This window comes from Buttiauxella selenatireducens (assembly GCF_031432975.1).
Taxonomy (GTDB): Bacteria; Pseudomonadota; Gammaproteobacteria; order Enterobacterales; family Enterobacteriaceae; genus Buttiauxella; species Buttiauxella selenatireducens.
Genome location: NZ_CP133838.1, coordinates 2485005 through 2501611, shown reverse-complemented (window position 1 = coordinate 2501611; position 16607 = coordinate 2485005). Strand labels below are relative to the sequence as shown.

Here is a 16607-nt window from a genome sequence, read left to right as displayed (position 1 = left end):
AAACGCCAGGCACAATCCGCTCGTTTTCTTGTGGAGACTTTAGACAATCGCCCTTAATCGTAAATAAATCATTACACACGTTGTAACTCACATTTGACGGACTCACCGCAATCCCTTAACCTGCGCGGCACAATGTCGTTATAACAAGCGTAAATTCAGAGGGAAGCGTGAAGAATCGCACTCTTGGCAGTATCTTTATCGTCGCAGGAACCACAATTGGCGCAGGAATGCTGGCAATGCCGCTGGCGTCAGCAGGGGTTGGTTTTGGCGTAACCTTGCTTTTGTTGGTCGGCCTTTGGGGCCTCATGTGTTACACCGCACTGCTATTAGTGGAGGTTTATCAACACGTTTCCGCCGATACCGGTCTGGGCACACTCGCCCGGCGTTATCTCGGTAAACCGGGGCAATGGCTCACCGGTTTTAGCATGTTATTCCTGATGTATGCGTTAACCGCGGCGTATATCAGCGGTGCGGGCGAGTTGTTGTCAGCAAGCCTCAGTCAATGGTTCTCAACGACGATTTCTGTTTCCACTGGGGTGTTACTGTTCACGGTTGTTGCCGGTGGGGTTGTTTGTATCGGCACACATATGGTGGATATGTTTAACCGCATATTATTCAGCGCCAAGATTGTTATGTTGGTGGTGATGCTGGCGTTGATGATGCCGCATATCCATCACACCAATCTGCTGACGTTACCGCTGGAAAAAGGCCTCGCACTTTCTGCCATTCCGGTAATTTTCACCTCGTTTGGTTTCCATGGCAGCGTACCAAGCATTGTCAGCTATCTTGACGGGAATCTGCGTAAGTTGCGTTGGGTGTTTATCATCGGCAGCGCAATCCCGTTAGTGGCTTATATTTTCTGGCAAGTCGCGACGTTGGGTGCGATTGATTCCGGCGTATTCAGTGGGCTGTTAGCCAATCATTCCGGGTTGAATGGTTTGTTGCAGGCTGTTCGTGAAGTGGTGGCCTCACCGCATGTTGAGCTGGCGGTTCACTTATTTGCCGACCTGGCGCTGGCCACCTCATTCCTGGGAGTGTCGTTAGGGTTGTTTGATTACCTGAGCGATTTGTTCAACCGCAACCGTAAAGCGTCCGGGCGCATGCAAACAGGGCTGATGACCTTTGTTCCGCCGCTGGTCTTCGCCCTGTTCTATCCACAAGGTTTTGTGATGGCGCTGGGTTATGCAGGTGTTGCGCTGGCGATTCTGGCGCTGATCATCCCGTCGCTGTTGGTATGGAAAAGTCGCCAGGCTCAAACTGACGCGGTTTACCGTGTCGCCGGTGGCAAACCGCTGCTCATTTTAGTCTTTGCCTGCGGGGTTGCGGTCATTGTTATCCAGGCGTTGATTGCCACCGGCGCATTGCCTGACGTGGGTTAATTCCTTTAGCGATTACACCAGCCCGGTGTTCACCCGCTTGCCTATCTCTTTAAGCTGCGAGTATTTTTCCAGCAGAGATGGGCCGTCATCAAGGCTCATGGCAAACATCCACATGTAGGTCATGACCGAGTAAATATGCCCGGCGTTCCCGACGCCCTTCACAGTCATTAGCCAAATGGTCGTGGCGAACAGGAACGCTGCGGCAATACCAATCGACAGATAGCCATAAGCTTCCCGGTCAGACAACCGAATGCGCACCCGCGCCAAAAAGTTGTAGTGCTTGTTGAGCGTGTTTTCACTGGCTGTCCCCACGAAACCCACTTCCTTTTCTAGTCGGTCATTGAGTTTCTCGTACAGCATTTCGTTTTTACGCGTGTAACTCGGTAAAAAGAGTGAGAAGAAGATCAGCACCCCAAGGCACGCAACACCCGCCCAGAACTCAATAGTCAGTAGCATAATCACCGCACCGATGATGGAAGCCAGCGACGTAATCAACAAAGGCAGGTGTGTTTCAAAGAAATTCACAAATTCACGTGACAACGTCACGCGGGCAGCAATAGTAGAATGGCTATGATCGTCTTTACGCTGCGCCAGGATAACCGGCACAGCCAGACCAGCGTAAATTCTGGCAAAAGTGCGCGTATCCATGCTGCGGCGTGCAGCACCTATCGCCCACATAATAAAAACCACCAGCGCATACAGCAACGCATGTAGCGATTGCCCCTTGATGATAGCGTTGATGGCAAAGCCCGCCATTAAGGGATACAGCAAGTAAACGACGTTCTCAGCGACCACCAGCATCAGCGTAATAATCAGCTTTTTACTGTGGAGTTTTGCGATTTTTTTTATGGTGTTCAATGCACCGAGCGAGGGTTTAATCTGCGCGGTTTGATGACAAGTAGACATGACTTTAACTTCTTAGATTGTTATCCTTGAGCGGTTGCTCAAGAATGAAAAGATTCTATTTGAGCACTTGCTCAAAGTCAACGAAGGTACTGTGATGAAAGAAAAAGCATCTGTTCTAAAAGAGAATATTCTTGATGCGGCGATCGTATTGTTCACCGAAAAAGGGGTGGAAAAGGTCACCACGCGCGAGTTAACAGAAAGTGTCGGCATTGCCCGCAGCCATATTTATCACTACTTTCCCGACTGGCAGACGCTGTGTCTTGAGGCCTTTTCACGCTTTATGTATGCGGAACTGGAATCTTTTACGCAAAAGACCCGCGCGGTAGCCCCAGAACGCGGGCTGAACATTTTCATCGATGATTATTTGCCTGACCGCGCAGACGCGGCGTGGGAGTTGTACGGTTCATTGTGGCGTCTTGCGGTACATAACACGGTGTATGCCGATTTTGCGCTGCGGCTTACGGAAAAATGGGACGCTTTGCTGGCGAGCATTATCGAGGCGGGTATTCAAAGCGGAGTGTTTCGTCAGACTGATGTCGGGCGCGTTACCCGTCAGCTAGGCTCGTTGCTGAACGGGTATTCGGATCAACTGATTATCGACAGTGCGCCGCTCGCACGCGAACAGGCATTGGAAGATATTCATGGCTTTGTCAGCCTGGCGCTATTGGCTTAATCGGCAAAGTGCTACGGATAGGTAATCCCAGGCGGATTCACCTCAGACGTAGCCACTTCTTCGCCCTTTTCTCCCCAGCGATCCAGCACTTGCTGGTACTCACCGCGTTTCACCGTGCCATCCAGTGCAGCTTGCAGCGCGTATACCAGCCCATTCCCTTTTTTGGTGGTAGTGGCAACATACGCCTTTTTCGGACCAAGACCGACAACCCGAGTGGTTCCGGTCAGTGCCGCTTTATAAGCTGCCACACTTTGCGGACCAAAAGTGGCATCCGCGCGACCCGCCTGAATATACAAATTGCCGGAAGCGTCATCCGTCAGATAAATCGGTTGTGCCGGTTTGCGCCCTTCGCGTTCATTAATTTCATTCCAACCCAACAGGATTTTTTCCTGATTGGTGCCAGAACCTAAAATGATGCGTAAACCCGCAACGTCTGTTGGCCCGCTGATTTTCTGAATCGGACTGTCTGATTTTACCGAGAACGCCAGCGAATCGACACGATAGGTCGCGAAATCGAATTTCGTTTTACGCTGCTCGGTCACCGCAATATTCACCAGCGCCACATCGTAGCGCCCGGAAGTAATCCCAAGCGGCCAGTCCTCCCATGCCGTCGGAACCAGTTTGAGTTTCAGCCCTAAACTATCGGCCAGCAGCCGCGCGATATCCGGATCGCTGCCGATCCTTGTGCGATTATCACTGGCCAGCATTGCCAGCGGCGGTGAGTTGAGCGCGGAAATCGCCACCGTTAGCGTACCCGGCTCAACAAACTGATAGCCTTGCGGAATTTTGCTAATAGCAATCGGGTCTTTAGCGGCATGAATCGGTTGTTCATTCGCCTTGAGATCAAGACTTCCTTGTGCGTAAAGCGTGGTGCTCATCATTAATAGCGCCAGTGGGACAAATTTCATGCCTGCTCCTTATAGAACCTTAGATAAAAACTGACGCGTTCGTGAGTGTTGCGGATGGTTAAGCACCTCGTCACTGCTACCTTGCTCCACAATTTTCCCGTCCACCATAAACACCACGTTATCCGCCACTTCGCGGGCAAAACCGATTTCATGCGTCACGACCACCAGCGTCGTACCTGAACGTGCCAGTTTTTTAATCACGTCGAGCACTTCCCCCACCAGCTCCGGGTCGAGTGCAGAAGTCGGCTCATCAAACAGCATCACGCGAGGACGCAGTGCCAGCGCACGAGCAATAGCAATACGCTGCTGTTGCCCGCCGGAAAGATGACGCGACCAGGCATCCGCTTTATTGCGTAATCCAACGACATCCAGTAGCTCATAAGCCTGTTCAATGGCTTGCTTACGATTGAGCTGTTTGTGGGCAATCGGTGCTTCAATCAGGTTTTCCAGCACCGTGAGATGCGGGAACAAATTGAAGTTCTGGAACACATAACCCACGTTCACGCGCTGGCGCAGGATCTCCTTTTCTTTCAGTTCGTACAGCTTATCGCCCGCCTGACGATAGCCAATGTAATCGCCATCAATCTGAATAAAGCCTTCATCAACGCGCTCAAGGTGGTTAATGGCGCGCAGCAGCGTGGATTTACCCGAGCCCGACGGCCCCAGAATCACCGTCACGGAGCCGGGTTCCAGCTCCAGAGAAATGTTATCCAGCGCCTTATGGCGGCCAAAAAATTTACTGACGCCGGTAATCGAAATGTGGCCGGTTTGGTTATGGCTTGTTTGGCTATGGAAGTGGGACATGAGCGGCCTCCTGAGTGTGCAGCACAGGCTGACGAGATGAGTGGCGAACAGGATTTTGTTGATTGATCGCCGAGCGGCGTTCACTGCGTGCCAGCCAACGTTCAACCAGATGCTGAATGAGGGACAACACGCTGGTGATAACCAGATACCAGGCCGCGCCGACCATCAGCAGTGGAATAACTTCCTGGGTGCGGTTGTAGATCATCTGAATGGTGTAGAACAGCTCCGGCATTGCCAGCACGTAAACCATCGCCGTGCCTTTCGCGAGACTGATAATCTCGTTGAAACCGGACGGTAAAATAGTACGTAGCGCCTGCGGCAAAATAATGCGCAGCGTGCGTCGCCATGCGGGTAACCCTAATGCCGCTGCCGCTTCATACTGCCCGTGATCGACACCTAAAAAGCCGCCGCGAATAATCTCAGCGGTATAAGCGCTTTGCACAAGCGTCAGCCCCACCACAGCGGTAGAAAACTGCCCGAGCACGTTAATCGTCTGGTAACTTCCCCAGCTTATCTGAGTAAACGGGATACCAATTGAGAGCGTGTCGTAGAGATACGAGAAGTTATAGAGAATGATCAGCACCACGATCAGCGGCAGCGATCGAAACAGCCAGATATAACCCCACGCCAGGCTATTGAGCAGCCATGACGATGAAAGCCTGGCGAGCGCCAGCAAACCACCCAATATCACGCTGAGCACGGTGCCAATCAGCGTCAACAATAAGGTTTGCGCCAGCCCCTCAAGGATGACCGGGTCGAAGAACCAGCGCGCAAACACGCTCCATTCCCAGCGTGGGTTAAACGCCACCGACTGAATGACAATCGCCAGCACAAACAGTGCGACAACCGCGCCCAGTGTTCGTAGCGGATAACGCGCCGGAACGACTTTAATGGTTGATGGTGGGGTTGATAGTCTAGTCATGATCATTCCTCAGGCCGTTTTGCTCAGACGAGCCAGCGTTTTGGTAAAACGCAGGCGCCCGTCGAACGGTGCCACGCTGTACTCTTCGGGGTTGCGTTGAATATCGAACTGCGGTTGATAGCCGAGGCTTAGATAAAGCTTCACCGCTTCCGGCTGACGAAAACCGGTGGTCAGATAAACGTGGCTGTAACCGGCAATCTGCGCCCTGCTTTCCAGTTCACGCATCATGCGCTGCGCAATCCCTTGTTTGCGCAATGAGGAATGAGTCCAGATACGTTTGATTTCAGCGGTATGTTCATCGAATGGCTTATACGCACCGGTGGCAATAATCTCGCCGTCTCTTTCCAGAACAATGAATAACCCTTGCGGTGCCAGATACCACTCGGTGAGTTCCACTTCGGCGTCACGGGAAAAATAGTCCCCATAACGCGCCTCATACTCGCCAAATAAACCGGTAATAATCGGCTGGAGCTCCGGTGCTTCCGGGGAAACATCACGAAATTGTTCGCGCATAGACCGCTCCTTAATCGCCAAGGCCATCAGGGTTAATTTCGGATGCAGGGATTTTCTCAACGCTTTCCCCCCAGCGGCTCAGTACTTTGTTGTAATCGCCGTTTTTAATAACGCCATTGAGCGCGGTTTGTACCGGTTCAACCAGGCCGCTCTCTTTTTTCAGCGTGACAGCGATATGCGCCGCTTTCGGCCAACCGCCATCAACTACACCAACTAACTTTGTTTTCTGATTGAGCGCTGCTTTCCATGCGCCGATGACGTTCGGGCCAAAGTACGCGTCAGCTCGGCCAGACTGTAAAGCCAGGGTTTGTGCTGCATCGTCTTTGGTGTAAACCGGCGTGAAAGGTTTAAGCCCTTTCTTCAGGTTTGCTTCGTTCCACGCCAACAAAATAGATTCCTGATTGGTCCCGGAGCCGACGATAATGCGCAGCCCGGCGATATCTTCTGCTTTCTCAATCGTTTTAAATGGGCTGTCTGATTTCACGTAGAAACCGAGCGAGTCTTTACGATAGGTCGCAAAGTCGAATTTCTGTTTGCGATCTTTGGTCACGGTAATATTGCTGATGGCCGCGTCGTATTTGCCCGACGCTACACCCAGTGGCCAGTCTTCCCAGGACGTCGGCACCACGTTGAGCTCAAGCCCTAAGCTGTCGGCCACCAGACGGGCAATATCCACTTCGCTACCGAGCAGCGTTTTGTTGTCGTCTGAAAATACCGTCAGCGGCGGTTGGTTGAGCCCAGCGACCGCCACAGTGAATTTACCCGGTACCGCAAAGCGATAATCTTTTGGCAGTTGTGCGACAGCCTGCGGGTTCACTACGGTATTGATGGGCGTTTTATTGGCTTCAATACTGACGCCGGTGCCGTTAATCGTGACGTCCTGTGCCAGTGTTTGTGCCGACGAAAGTGCCAGAGCGATTGCAAGGATGAGCGATGATTTTTGCATAGCAGGTTCTCTCTTATTGTTGTGTGTTTTAAATGGTTGGTTTTTAAAGTGATGACTTTTTAAATCGATAGCTCGGTTCAGCTAACCCCAACGTTTCGCGCAGCGTCGTACCCGGATATTCCTTGCGGAATAAGCCACGCGCTTGCAGCACCGGCACCACTTCATCCACAAAGCGTGGGAAGGTATCGGGTGTACCGCCCTGAATGATAAAACCGTCGGCGGCATGGCTTTCGAACCACTGCTGTAATCCATCAGCAACTTGTTGGGCGGTGCCCGCAAAACGCGGTCGCGGGGATGCCGCTTCCAGTGCGACCTGCCGTAAGGTCAGATTGCGTTCACGGGCATTACGTTTAATTTCATCAGTGGTACTGCGGAAGCTGTTCTGCCCCAGGTCGCCGATATCCGGGAACGGCTCATCAAGCGGGTATTGGCTGAAATCGTGATGTTCGAAATAGCGGCCAAGATAATTCAGTGCGTCTTCTATCGACACCAGTGCTGCCGTGGTTTGATATTGGTGTTCTACGTCATCAGCATCGCTGCCGACAATCACACTCACGCCCTGGAATATTTTCAAATCATCGTTATGGCGACCATGACTCTCCAGTTGCCCTTTTACATCACGATAAAAATGCTGTGCTTCTTCAAGCGTGTCGTGATGAGTAAAAATAGCGTCAGCGTGATGCGCGGCTAATTTCTTACCGTCATCTGATGCGCCAGCCTGGAATACAATTGGCCGACCTTGTGGTGTGCGGGAAATATTCAGCGGCCCTGCGACTTTAAAGAAATCGCCATGATGATTCAGCGTGTGCAATTTTTTAGGGTCAAAGAATTGCCCGCTGGCTTTATCACGAATAAACGCGTCTTCTTCCCAGGAGTCCCATAGCCCTTTCACGACGTCCAGAAACTCATCGGCAATGCGATAACGCAGTGCATGTTCTGGATGTTTGTCACGGGAGAAGTTCTTTGCCGAGCCTTCCAGCGGTGAAGTCACCACGTTCCAGCCCGCGCGCCCTTTGCTTAAATGGTCAAGGCTGGCAAACTGGCGCGCCACGGTGAAGGGTTCGCTATAGGATGTCGACAGTGTACCGACCAACCCTAAATGCGTGGTGACGCTGGCTAATGCCGACAGCACCGTTAATGGCTCGAATCTATTCAAAAAATGAGGAATAGATTTTTCATTGATATATAAGCCGTCAGCGACAAATAAAAAATCGAGTTTTCCCTGTTCGGCTTTTAACGCTGTCTCTTTTACAAAATCAAAATTAATACTGGCATCGGGAATAGCCGCCGGATGGCGCCATGCCGACATATTTCCTGAAGCGCCATGCAGGATGGTTCCCAGGCGCAATTGTCTGTTGTTTGACATATTTATGCTCCGAATATTTAGTTTGCGAGTAGCGCCTGTTCAGCAAGCGTGGCGAAATATCTTGCTGCATCTTCAATTAATGCTTCATCCGGATTAAAGGCCGAATGATGTAACCCGTAAGTGCTGTTGCTGCCAATACTGACAAACGCACCGGGGATCGTTTGCAAATAAACGGCAAAGTCTTCACCGCCCATATGCAGTTCAGAGGTTTGTGTCTGGTAGCCCGCATCTTTTGCGGCCTGCATCGCAAATGCCGCCCATTTATCATCGTTATTCAATGTGATTGGCCCGTTGAACCATTCCACTTCAATTTGTGCGCCAAACGCACTGGCTAAACCGGCTGCAATCTCACTGATGCGCTTCTCTACCTGTTGCTGAATATCGGCGCGATGCGTGCGCACTGTTCCTTCCAGTTCGACACTTTCCGGCAATACATTCCAGGTATTCCCCCCCTGGATTCGCGTCACACTGACCACGACAGAATCCAGCGTATCGATATTGCGACTGGCAATAGTTTGCAGGGCAATCACCAGTTGGCTGGCAATCACGATGGCGTCATTACCCTCTTGTGGTCGTGCGGCATGGGCGCCCTTGCCCCGCACCCGTAACACGAAACGATCGACGTTGGCATAGAATGCGCCGCCTCTTGTGGCAAAAGTGCCTACCGGTAAGCCAGGCTCGTTATGCATGCCAAAAATAGCGGACACGTTTTCCAGCGCACCGGCCTTAATCAGCGCCTTCGCTCCCGTGAAGTTTTCTTCCGCCGGTTGAAACAACAGACGGACGCGCCCGGATAATTGCGACTCCCGTTCTTTTAACAACAGGGCGGCCCCGAGCATGACGCTGCTGTGAACATCATGCCCGCAGGCATGCATCACGCCATCGTGTCGTGAACTAAACGGCACGCCACTGGTTTCCTGAATGGGCAGCGCGTCAATATCGGCACGCAGCGCAATCACCTTTTCCCCTTGACCGACTTCAGCCACCACTCCGGTTGCAAGCTGATAAGGCAACAGTCGCAATCCAGCCGTCTCCAGCCAGTGACGTATGCGCGTGGTGGTCGCAACTTCCTGCCCGGATAACTCCGGGTTTTGGTGCAACTCGCGTCGCCAGTCGATGAGCTGTTCTTTGAATGTCTGAGGGGCGAATGTCATTGGCTTCCCCTTACCAGGCTTCATGTTCGGCAGCAAAATCAGACACTGGCTTCGTCTGCTCAACGCCTGCCAACAAACGCAACGACTGTAAACGTGCGATGGGATCGGTAATGGGGGTATCAATAATGAATTCGTCGATACCAAATTCCTGGCTCAGTGCCGCAAGACCCGCATGAACCGTCTGTGCGGTACCTTTCAGCAACGAAGGTTCGCGGCGTTCAATACGTTTGATGGCACTGCCCGCCTGGCGAGAAAATGCGTGCGCCTGGGCAACGCTTGCAACGCTGACACGCTGGCTGTTTTCCAGCTCAACGCTCCAGATTTCCACCTGGCTTGCCAGTTCAGCCGCTTTTTCTTCGTCCGCGGCGACAATCACCTGCACGGCCACCACCGTGTCACGCTGGCTTTTACTGCTCCAGGCGGTAAGCACCTGGCGCATTAAGTTTTTATCGCCATTCAGGTGGGCGGCATAAACGAAGTTCCAGTCAAGGCTTACAGCAAGGGCTGCACTTTCAAGGCTTGCCCCCAGCAAAAAGCGATCGGCACCGCGCGCAGGAACCGGTGTGGCTCGTAAGGTTTCTTCTTCGTCTGGTGCGGCAGGCAACGTAAGCCAGTTATCAAGCTCGGTGAGTTTGTCGGCAAACGACGCTTTATCCTGCCCACCGCGCTGCAACGCCTGGGTAGATAGGGGTAAACCGCCTGGTGCTTTACCCACACCGAGATCAACACGCCCCGGCGCAAGGCTTGCCAACAGATTGAAGTTTTCCGCCACTTTGTAAGGGCTGTAGTGTTGCAACATCACCCCACCTGAACCGACACGAATACGCTGGGTTTGCCCGACTATCCATGCAATAAGCAGTTCCGGTGACGGGCTTGCCAGCCTTGAAGTGTTATGGTGCTCGGCAATCCAGAAGCGGTGATAACCCCAGGCCTCTGCAAGTTGAGCCAGATGCAGCGTGTGTTTCAGGGCGTCGCCGGGAGTCTCGTCCTTCGCGACCGGGCTTTTATCCAGCAGGCTGATTCGATATGACATGCAACAAACTCGTGTTGATTAACATGCCTTCATTAATAAGGTTTCCGTTCATATGAGTGAAACAATTAATTTACATTTCGTTAGCCAAAAACTGGATAAGCCAGCTTTCGCCGCCTTCAAGTAGCTCATAAAAGGTCTAAAATTATTAATCCAGGAACAAAAAATACTCTTTTTGACCCATAGGATTGACAAAAGACCGTAAATGAACCATTTTTATTAAAAAATTAAGTAATAGGTCATATGTGGCACAAAAAGCCATTTTAAGCTCATATAAAACCTATTACTGTTCTTTTATATGAATTTAAGGTCATGTATGAACTACGACAATGACACGCTCACCGACAAACTGCATGCCATGAGCGAATTATTGAATGACGTAAAAAAAGCAGTGACGTTACGCGCGCAAGAATCAGATAGCCTGATCGACGATCAAGTTATCGCGACCTCAGCACAACTGGGGCAAAAACTGAACCTGCGCCGCAAAGCGCTGGATATCGATCTTGCGACTCTTGAGCTACAAACAGGAGTGTCAGCTTCAACGCTCAAACGTCTGTTTAAAGATCCCGAGCAGGTCAAATTTGGCACCGTGTTACGCGTAGCCGAAGCATTAGGTGTGAAGCTATGCGCCGCCGTGTAGAGGTGTGGTTATACGGCGAGCCGGTGGGCGAATTGCGCCAGGATGACGACGGTTATGAATTTAGTTATCGCGCTGACTATATCGGCCCGCCGCTTTCACTGAGTTTGCCGGTGCGTGTCGGCCGTTTTCGCAGCCAAACCTTACCACCGTTCTTCTCCTCTCTGGCGCCCGAGGGGTGGTTGAAAAAGCGTTACAGCCAACTGCAACAGCGCGACGAACATGACCTTCTCGGGATGCTTATCGATAACGGTAAAAACCTGATTGGTGCAGTGCAACTGGTCAACATTCAGGAGGATTAATGATGGGATTACCGCCGCGTTGCCACATTCTTTTAACTCCGCTGGTGCTGGCTAAAGAGCAAGAGTCCGGTTATTCGACCAAAGGTCTGAGACATCTGACTGGCTCTGGCAAAGTGAATCCTAAACTAAGTTTTACGCGCAGTGAATTTATTCATGAATTGCCGAAAGCCCAGCGCGGCATGAGTATCTCAGGGTATCAACCTAAGCTTCAGATGGTTGTGCAGGATGGGGAATTTGCCGTGGTTGAACACCAGGGTGAGTACATTCTCAAACCCTCTCCCGCGGAATTCCCCCATCTGGCCGAGAATGAACACGCCACCATGACGCTGATGGCTCGGCTGGGGTTTGACGTGCCGTCACACGGCCTGGTGAGTTTTGCGCCCGAGCAGGATGGCCCCCGCGAATTAGCCTTTGTTATCCGCCGTTTTGACCGGGACAGACAAACCGGTGCGGCCATTCATCAGGAACAGCTTGATGCGGCGATGAATGTGGGCGAAAAGTACGGGAAAACGGGCAGTGACGGAAAGCAGTATGTGAGTTATCAGCAACTGTCTGAGTTTCTGACTCAACATGTGAATAGCAACATCGCGTTTAAAATCGATCTGTTCCGGCGCATTGCGTATGCCTATTTGTTGGGTAACAACGATATGCACCTGCGTAATTTCGGCTTGATTCACCCGCGAATCGGCGAGCCGTCGCTCTCACCGGTTTATGATTTTGTTTCTGTTGCACCCTATCCCGCTATTTTTAGCTCGGGTTTTATGGCACTGCCGCTATTATCGTGTGAAGAAGGCGACCGCGAACTGGCACCGGGTTTTAAAACGGCTTATGGCGAATATCTCGGTATGGATTTTCATGCGCTCGGTTTGAGCATGGGAATGACGGATAAACTCATCGTTAAATTGCTTCACGATTTGCAAAAAGAGAGTCGCATTGTGGATGCGGTATACCGTGATTCGTTTATGCCGGTAAAAGATGTGGAAGCAACGCTGCGTTGTTACCACCAGCGGCTGGATCGTTTGATGCGTCTGGATGAAGCGCAGATTTAATGGCAAAAATGGCGGGTAATACGATGCTTACCCGCCTGAAGACTTAAAACGTTTCCCAATTCTCGTTTGACTCGCTGACGGCGGTCTTACGAATCATCGTCGGTGCAAGTGTGAGTTTTGGCTCGACGCTGCGGGATTCAGTTCTTACTTCCTGGTTAATACGAAATACAGCAACGGCCTGAGTCAGACGGCTGGCCTGTTCTTCAAGTGCTGAAGCGGCTGCGGCAGACTCTTCAACCAATGCGGCGTTCTGCTGCGTTACACGGTCCATTTCAGAAACCGCCAGCCCAACCTGATCGATCCCACGGCTTTGCTCATCGGATGCCGACGCGATCTCGCCCATGATATCGGTCACGCGGGTCACCGCATTAACAATTTCACCCATGGTTTCGCCTGCACTTTCAACCAGCGTTGAACCGGTATCCACTTTGCTGACGGAATCTTCGATCAGGCCTTTGATCTCTTTGGCAGCCTGCGCACTGCGCTGCGCCAGATTGCGTACTTCACCGGCAACCACCGCAAAACCCCGCCCTTGCTCACCCGCACGTGCGGCTTCAACGGCGGCATTCAGTGCCAGGATGTTGGTCTGGAAGGCAATACCATCAATGACGCTAGTAATGTCAGCAATTTTCTTCGAGCTGCTGGCGATGTCGTTCATGGTGCGCACCACGTTATCCACCACTTTGCCGCCCTTCTGCGCGGTTTCGGAAGCACTCAATGCCAGTTGGCTGGCCTGACGTGCATTTTCCGCATTCTGTTTCACCGTCGCGGTCAACTCTTCCATGCTGGCGGCCGTTTCTTCAAGCGAAGCGGCTTGCTGCTCAGTACGGGAAGAAAGATCGTTGTTACCGATAGAAATTTCGCTGGCACCGCTATAAATCGCGTTCGCGCCATGACGCACATCACTTACCGTACTCATCAGTTCAGACTGCATGTGGCGTAGGGTGGCGGCCAGTTGCCCCATCTCATTGGTGCCTTCCACATCAATCGTCCGCACCAGGTCACCGCTGGCAATATGACGAATGCTTTCAATCAGGCGATGCAGCGGCTCAATCAGGGTTTTCTTGATGCCCAACCAGACGGTGACAATCGCCGCCGCAACCAGGGCCAGAATCACAATAAGGATCCAAATAGCCTGCGAGTAAGACTGATTATTGTCGTCTACCGCTTGTTGATATAGCTGGTCATTTTGTTGCAGATAACTGACGTACTCTTTCTCAAAGCCATCCTGGTATTTCTGCGTCGGTTGATCGAAGAATTCGTTAATTTTCCCCGCACCCAACAATTGAATCAGCTCAGCGAGTGCGCCGTGGTAAATATCGTAATTACGCTTGATTTCATTAATGGATTGTTCGCTTTGGCGCGGGTCGTGTGGCAATGCTTCATACTCAGCCCACTCCTTTTCCGCCTGCTTCAACGATTGGCTGGCGATGAGCATCAGCTCATTTACCGTCGCGCCGCTACCAATATTGTTGGTATCCATCATATGACGGATGCCCGCACGGTTTAGCGTGTTACGGGTTTGCAATAACGCCACCCAGCTACCGTTGAGCGTGGACTGCTGCTGGCGAATGGTTTGCAGCACCGTGAAGTTTTCTTTGTCGTTTTTTAGCGCGTTGAAGAACAACCCACCGGATGTCATCTGTAAGACACCAAATAAACCCAGCACAAAGAGAAGACTGGTTACAACTTTTATGCGATTTAACATGCTCTTGCGTTCTCATGACAACAGAAGCATATAGTTTCGGCAGATACACTCAAAACTTTATGCTTCATTGCAGAGAAAAAGAGAAATTAACTCCGTTCGATGTCTTTAGCCGCCTGATCTAATGTGTCGATGATGCTGTACAACGTCTCTTTAGGCAGATCGGTTTGGCCGAGTTTAGTGTTAAGCGCAATTTTGAAATTATGAATCGCCCGCTGTATTTCCGGGATACGGCGGTTATCCCCCAGTACGCCTAACGACTCCAGACGTGCAATCACATGGCTGAGTTCATCTTGCTGTTCGGCCAGTGACGTGTGCCCTTCTTCAGTCAGCATCCACGCTTTTTTGCTGCTGTCGCTTTGCACGGCCGTAATCAACCCCATCTCCTCAAGCAAAGAGAGGTTCGGATAGATAATCCCGGGACTTGGGACATATTCGCCTTTTGCAATCGCCTCAATAGATTTGATCAACTCGTAACCGTGCGCGGTGTTACTTGAGAGGAAATGGAGGATCAGCAGACGGATGTCGTTGGCATCAAACAGGCGTTCACGGCGCATGCGCCCTTTACCACCGCCCATACAGCCCTTTTCGTTATGGTCATGGCCGTGATGACCACCATGCAAACCGTGTCTTTCGTGGCGTTCATGTTTCGCACAAAATTGTTGATGTAGTTGATGGATTCTCATATCAGTTTCCTTATTTATGATGCCAGTAAGCCACAGCACGCACGTAATCCGCGTCCAGACCGTGAGTTTCCAGCAGTGCATCGCTCAGTTGTTTCACATCGCGGCCTTCTCCGGTGACCCAGACAAAATAGTCGCTCGCCGGGAAGTCAATCGTGCTGATGTGTTTAGCGATAGATTCGGTATCAAGCCTGTGAATCTGCGCGTGTTGGAACTCACACAGATACTCGAGGCTTTGCGCGTGATGGCTGTTAACCAGCACAGTGGGAACAATATGTTCTGGTAATGACAGCAGACGACGGCGAACGGCAGGTAAACCGCTTTCATCACAGATGTAGAGCTGGAATGAGTAATCGGTCGGAACCACCAGTGAACCGCGTGGCCCGCCAATTAAGAGCGTGTCGCCAACAGTTGCGTTTCCAGCCCACAGGCTTGCGACGCCACCGTCGTGAATGTAGAAATCCAGCGTCAATTCGTTACGCGTGGCATCAAATGCCAGCGGTGTGTAATCGCGAGAAAGAGGACGCTGGCCTTCCCCCCATACAATTCCGTCGTCAGTCACTGACGGACGAATAAAATCACCGTCTTCCGGCGGGAAAAACACTTTCACATGGTCATCAAATCCCCGTGAGGTGAACCCCGCTAATTCTGGACTGCTAAAAACAATGCGATAAAAACAGCCCGCAACGGTCTCTTTGCTTTTAACGGTTAACTGACGGAATTGGAGGTCGTTTTTTACGCGTTGAGGATGATTAGGTTTAGTTTGCAAGGTCATTCGGTTCTCTCTTTGCATTCGTAAGATATATCATAGCTATGTTTTAGCACATGCAATTGAGATTGTCGTTATCAATTTTTGCCGTTACGCAAGGTGGGAAGTGGCGAAATTCTATTCGAAATTGTTAACGCGCCTCGTGGATCGCAAATTGACAAACCCTTACCAAGCTATGCTTCCAATTCGCAGCCAGCGGTGCCTACACTGCAAGTGGCAGCAACTGCCAGGTCATATACCATTCATCACCTACCCCAAATAACAGTCCAGGAGGTTTGCAATGTTTCCTGAGTACCGTGAATTGATTAACGAATTAAAATCCGCTAACCCGCGTTTCCTCAGCTTGTTTGACAAGCACAATCAGCTCGACGATGAAATTTTACGCAAGGGAGGGCCGCAAGGGACGGGATACAACGAAAAAGTCGTACAGATGAAAAAAGAGAAGTTGCGGCTGAAAGATGAGTTGTATCAGATGTTGAAGAAAGCGAGTCAATAACCAGGGGCGTATTCAGGAAGGGGAAACTCCCCTTCCTTTGTGTTTTTTAAGCTGCTGTAACCAACCTAAAAACAATCGCATAAAGCGCCGTCAAACCCGGATAAATATCAGCAATCACCTCTTTAAGCTGAGGCAGCGTCATATTTTCCTGGCGAGCATGCTCCTGCGTCAGTTCGTCGAGCATCACCGGCGTCACGCTGATAACTTCGATAGTGCAAAAATAGACGTCATCTTCGTAACGCCCGACGCGCAACTGCTGGCCCGTCGTAAAGTGTGATTCAGAGGCGTCACGTAGCGTAATGGTTTTGCGACCGGCTACGATATCACTCTCAAAACGCTGAAAAAAAGTAATGTCATTCATTGCG

The 16607-nt window shown here is 51.2% G+C and carries 19 protein-coding genes; 6 read left to right on the top strand and 13 right to left on the bottom strand.

Annotation, left to right across the window (positions count from 1 at the left end; all coding sequences use genetic code 11):
* Positions 1-167: 167 nt before the first annotated feature.
* On the top strand, positions 168-1379 hold the full coding sequence (gene tyrP / locus RHD99_RS11625) for a tyrosine transporter TyrP (protein WP_309878935.1): 1212 nt from the start codon (positions 168-170) through the stop codon (positions 1377-1379).
* A gap of 12 nt (positions 1380-1391) precedes the next feature.
* Here the strand turns inward: tyrP and RHD99_RS11620 are convergent, their stop codons facing one another.
* The gene (locus RHD99_RS11620) at positions 1392-2285 is read right to left on the bottom strand and encodes an ABC transporter six-transmembrane domain-containing protein (protein ID WP_309878934.1); all 894 of its coding nucleotides are present in this window, start codon (positions 2283-2285) and stop codon (positions 1392-1394) included.
* Positions 2286-2379: 94 nt separating this feature from the next.
* Between RHD99_RS11620 and RHD99_RS11615 the strand changes: the two genes are divergently transcribed.
* Positions 2380-2958: a TetR/AcrR family transcriptional regulator gene (locus tag RHD99_RS11615; RefSeq protein ID WP_309878932.1), complete on the top strand. Its 579-nt coding sequence runs from the start codon at positions 2380-2382 to the stop codon at positions 2956-2958.
* 11 nt (positions 2959-2969) lie between these two features.
* On the opposite strand, the gene RHD99_RS11610 is transcribed toward RHD99_RS11615, so the two are convergent.
* The 8 genes from RHD99_RS11610 to RHD99_RS11580 are packed head-to-tail and all read right to left on the bottom strand — an operon-like array spanning position 2970 to position 10604.
* Positions 2970-3866 (bottom strand): transporter substrate-binding domain-containing protein, encoded by an 897-nt coding sequence (locus tag RHD99_RS11610; protein WP_309878930.1) that lies wholly within the window; start codon positions 3864-3866, stop codon positions 2970-2972.
* 9 nt (positions 3867-3875) lie between these two features.
* Positions 3876-4670: an amino acid ABC transporter ATP-binding protein gene (locus RHD99_RS11605; protein ID WP_183269277.1), complete on the bottom strand. Its 795-nt coding sequence runs from the start codon at positions 4668-4670 to the stop codon at positions 3876-3878.
* A complete protein-coding gene (locus RHD99_RS11600) occupies positions 4654-5592 on the bottom strand; it encodes an amino acid ABC transporter permease (protein WP_183269278.1) in 939 nt (312 codons plus the stop codon). Before RHD99_RS11600 ends, RHD99_RS11605 begins: the two co-directional genes overlap by 17 nt.
* A 9-nt stretch (positions 5593-5601) precedes the next feature.
* The gene (locus RHD99_RS11595) at positions 5602-6105 is read right to left on the bottom strand and encodes a GNAT family N-acetyltransferase (protein ID WP_183269279.1); all 504 of its coding nucleotides are present in this window, start codon (positions 6103-6105) and stop codon (positions 5602-5604) included.
* Positions 6106-6115: 10 nt separating this feature from the next.
* Entirely contained in the window at positions 6116-7051 is a 936-nt protein-coding gene (locus RHD99_RS24010) for an ABC transporter substrate-binding protein (protein ID WP_510183664.1), read from the bottom strand.
* 43 nt (positions 7052-7094) lie between these two features.
* On the bottom strand, positions 7095-8417 hold the full coding sequence (locus RHD99_RS24005; protein WP_510183663.1) for an LLM class flavin-dependent oxidoreductase: 1323 nt from the start codon (positions 8415-8417) through the stop codon (positions 7095-7097).
* A 17-nt stretch (positions 8418-8434) separates the two neighbouring features.
* On the bottom strand, positions 8435-9571 hold the full coding sequence (locus tag RHD99_RS11585) for an amidohydrolase (protein ID WP_309878926.1): 1137 nt from the start codon (positions 9569-9571) through the stop codon (positions 8435-8437).
* A 10-nt stretch (positions 9572-9581) separates the two neighbouring features.
* Entirely contained in the window at positions 9582-10604 is a 1023-nt protein-coding gene (locus RHD99_RS11580; RefSeq protein WP_309878925.1) for an MsnO8 family LLM class oxidoreductase, read from the bottom strand.
* A 313-nt stretch (positions 10605-10917) separates the two neighbouring features.
* Here RHD99_RS11580 and RHD99_RS11575 point away from each other — a divergent pair, with 313 nt between their 5' ends.
* Genes RHD99_RS11575 through RHD99_RS11565 form a run of 3 tightly spaced genes read left to right on the top strand, consistent with a single transcriptional unit; the run spans position 10918 to position 12589 of the window.
* Positions 10918-11241 (top strand): helix-turn-helix domain-containing protein, encoded by a 324-nt coding sequence (locus RHD99_RS11575; RefSeq protein WP_309878924.1) that lies wholly within the window; start codon positions 10918-10920, stop codon positions 11239-11241.
* Positions 11226-11540 carry a HipA N-terminal domain-containing protein gene (locus RHD99_RS11570; protein WP_183269284.1) on the top strand — a complete coding sequence of 105 codons (315 nt, stop codon included), beginning with the start codon at positions 11226-11228 and terminating at the stop codon, positions 11538-11540. The genes RHD99_RS11575 and RHD99_RS11570 overlap by 16 nt, the downstream gene beginning before the upstream one ends.
* Positions 11540-12589, top strand: a complete 1050-nt coding sequence (locus tag RHD99_RS11565; RefSeq protein WP_309878922.1) for a type II toxin-antitoxin system HipA family toxin — start codon at positions 11540-11542, stop codon at positions 12587-12589. The genes RHD99_RS11570 and RHD99_RS11565 overlap by 1 nt, the downstream gene beginning before the upstream one ends.
* A 43-nt stretch (positions 12590-12632) precedes the next feature.
* On the opposite strand, the gene tsr is transcribed toward RHD99_RS11565, so the two are convergent.
* The 3 genes from tsr to RHD99_RS11550 form a co-directional block, all read right to left on the bottom strand.
* The gene (gene tsr / locus RHD99_RS11560) at positions 12633-14297 is read right to left on the bottom strand and encodes a methyl-accepting chemotaxis protein (protein ID WP_183269286.1); all 1665 of its coding nucleotides are present in this window, start codon (positions 14295-14297) and stop codon (positions 12633-12635) included.
* 86 nt (positions 14298-14383) lie between these two features.
* Entirely contained in the window at positions 14384-14980 is a 597-nt protein-coding gene (locus RHD99_RS11555; RefSeq protein ID WP_309878921.1) for a PadR family transcriptional regulator, read from the bottom strand.
* Between the two features lie 10 nt (positions 14981-14990).
* A complete protein-coding gene (locus RHD99_RS11550; RefSeq protein ID WP_309878920.1) occupies positions 14991-15752 on the bottom strand; it encodes a siderophore-interacting protein in 762 nt (253 codons plus the stop codon).
* 274 nt (positions 15753-16026) lie between these two features.
* Between RHD99_RS11550 and RHD99_RS11545 the strand changes: the two genes are divergently transcribed.
* Entirely contained in the window at positions 16027-16242 is a 216-nt protein-coding gene (locus RHD99_RS11545) for an HP1242/YdcH family protein (RefSeq protein WP_309878919.1), read from the top strand.
* Between the two features lie 46 nt (positions 16243-16288).
* Here RHD99_RS11545 and yqfB read toward each other — a convergent pair whose 3' ends face one another.
* Complete coding sequence (gene yqfB, locus RHD99_RS11540) at positions 16289-16603, bottom strand: N(4)-acetylcytidine aminohydrolase (protein ID WP_309878918.1); 315 nt, start codon at positions 16601-16603, stop codon at positions 16289-16291.
* Positions 16604-16607 lie beyond the last annotated feature (4 nt).

Coding starts and splice junctions, on each gene's coding strand:
- RHD99_RS11575 (WP_309878924.1), top strand. CDS start 10,918: ATGAACTACGACAATGACACGCTCACCGACAAACTGCATGCCATGAGC.
- RHD99_RS11555 (WP_309878921.1), bottom strand. CDS start 14,980: ATGAGAATCCATCAACTACATCAACAATTTTGTGCGAAACATGAACGC.
- RHD99_RS11605 (WP_183269277.1), bottom strand. CDS start 4,670: ATGTCCCACTTCCATAGCCAAACAAGCCATAACCAAACCGGCCACATT.
- RHD99_RS11610 (WP_309878930.1), bottom strand. CDS start 3,866: ATGAAATTTGTCCCACTGGCGCTATTAATGATGAGCACCACGCTTTAC.
- tsr (WP_183269286.1), bottom strand. CDS start 14,297: ATGTTAAATCGCATAAAAGTTGTAACCAGTCTTCTCTTTGTGCTGGGT.
- RHD99_RS11585 (WP_309878926.1), bottom strand. CDS start 9,571: ATGACATTCGCCCCTCAGACATTCAAAGAACAGCTCATCGACTGGCGA.
- yqfB (WP_309878918.1), bottom strand. CDS start 16,603: ATGAATGACATTACTTTTTTTCAGCGTTTTGAGAGTGATATCGTAGCC.
- RHD99_RS24005 (WP_510183663.1), bottom strand. CDS start 8,417: ATGTCAAACAACAGACAATTGCGCCTGGGAACCATCCTGCATGGCGCT.
- RHD99_RS11570 (WP_183269284.1), top strand. CDS start 11,226: ATGCGCCGCCGTGTAGAGGTGTGGTTATACGGCGAGCCGGTGGGCGAA.
- RHD99_RS11565 (WP_309878922.1), top strand. CDS start 11,540: ATGATGGGATTACCGCCGCGTTGCCACATTCTTTTAACTCCGCTGGTG.
- RHD99_RS11620 (WP_309878934.1), bottom strand. CDS start 2,285: ATGTCTACTTGTCATCAAACCGCGCAGATTAAACCCTCGCTCGGTGCA.
- RHD99_RS11545 (WP_309878919.1), top strand. CDS start 16,027: ATGTTTCCTGAGTACCGTGAATTGATTAACGAATTAAAATCCGCTAAC.
- RHD99_RS24010 (WP_510183664.1), bottom strand. CDS start 7,051: ATGCAAAAATCATCGCTCATCCTTGCAATCGCTCTGGCACTTTCGTCG.
- RHD99_RS11580 (WP_309878925.1), bottom strand. CDS start 10,604: ATGTCATATCGAATCAGCCTGCTGGATAAAAGCCCGGTCGCGAAGGAC.
- RHD99_RS11615 (WP_309878932.1), top strand. CDS start 2,380: ATGAAAGAAAAAGCATCTGTTCTAAAAGAGAATATTCTTGATGCGGCG.
- RHD99_RS11550 (WP_309878920.1), bottom strand. CDS start 15,752: ATGACCTTGCAAACTAAACCTAATCATCCTCAACGCGTAAAAAACGAC.
- RHD99_RS11595 (WP_183269279.1), bottom strand. CDS start 6,105: ATGCGCGAACAATTTCGTGATGTTTCCCCGGAAGCACCGGAGCTCCAG.
- RHD99_RS11600 (WP_183269278.1), bottom strand. CDS start 5,592: ATGACTAGACTATCAACCCCACCATCAACCATTAAAGTCGTTCCGGCG.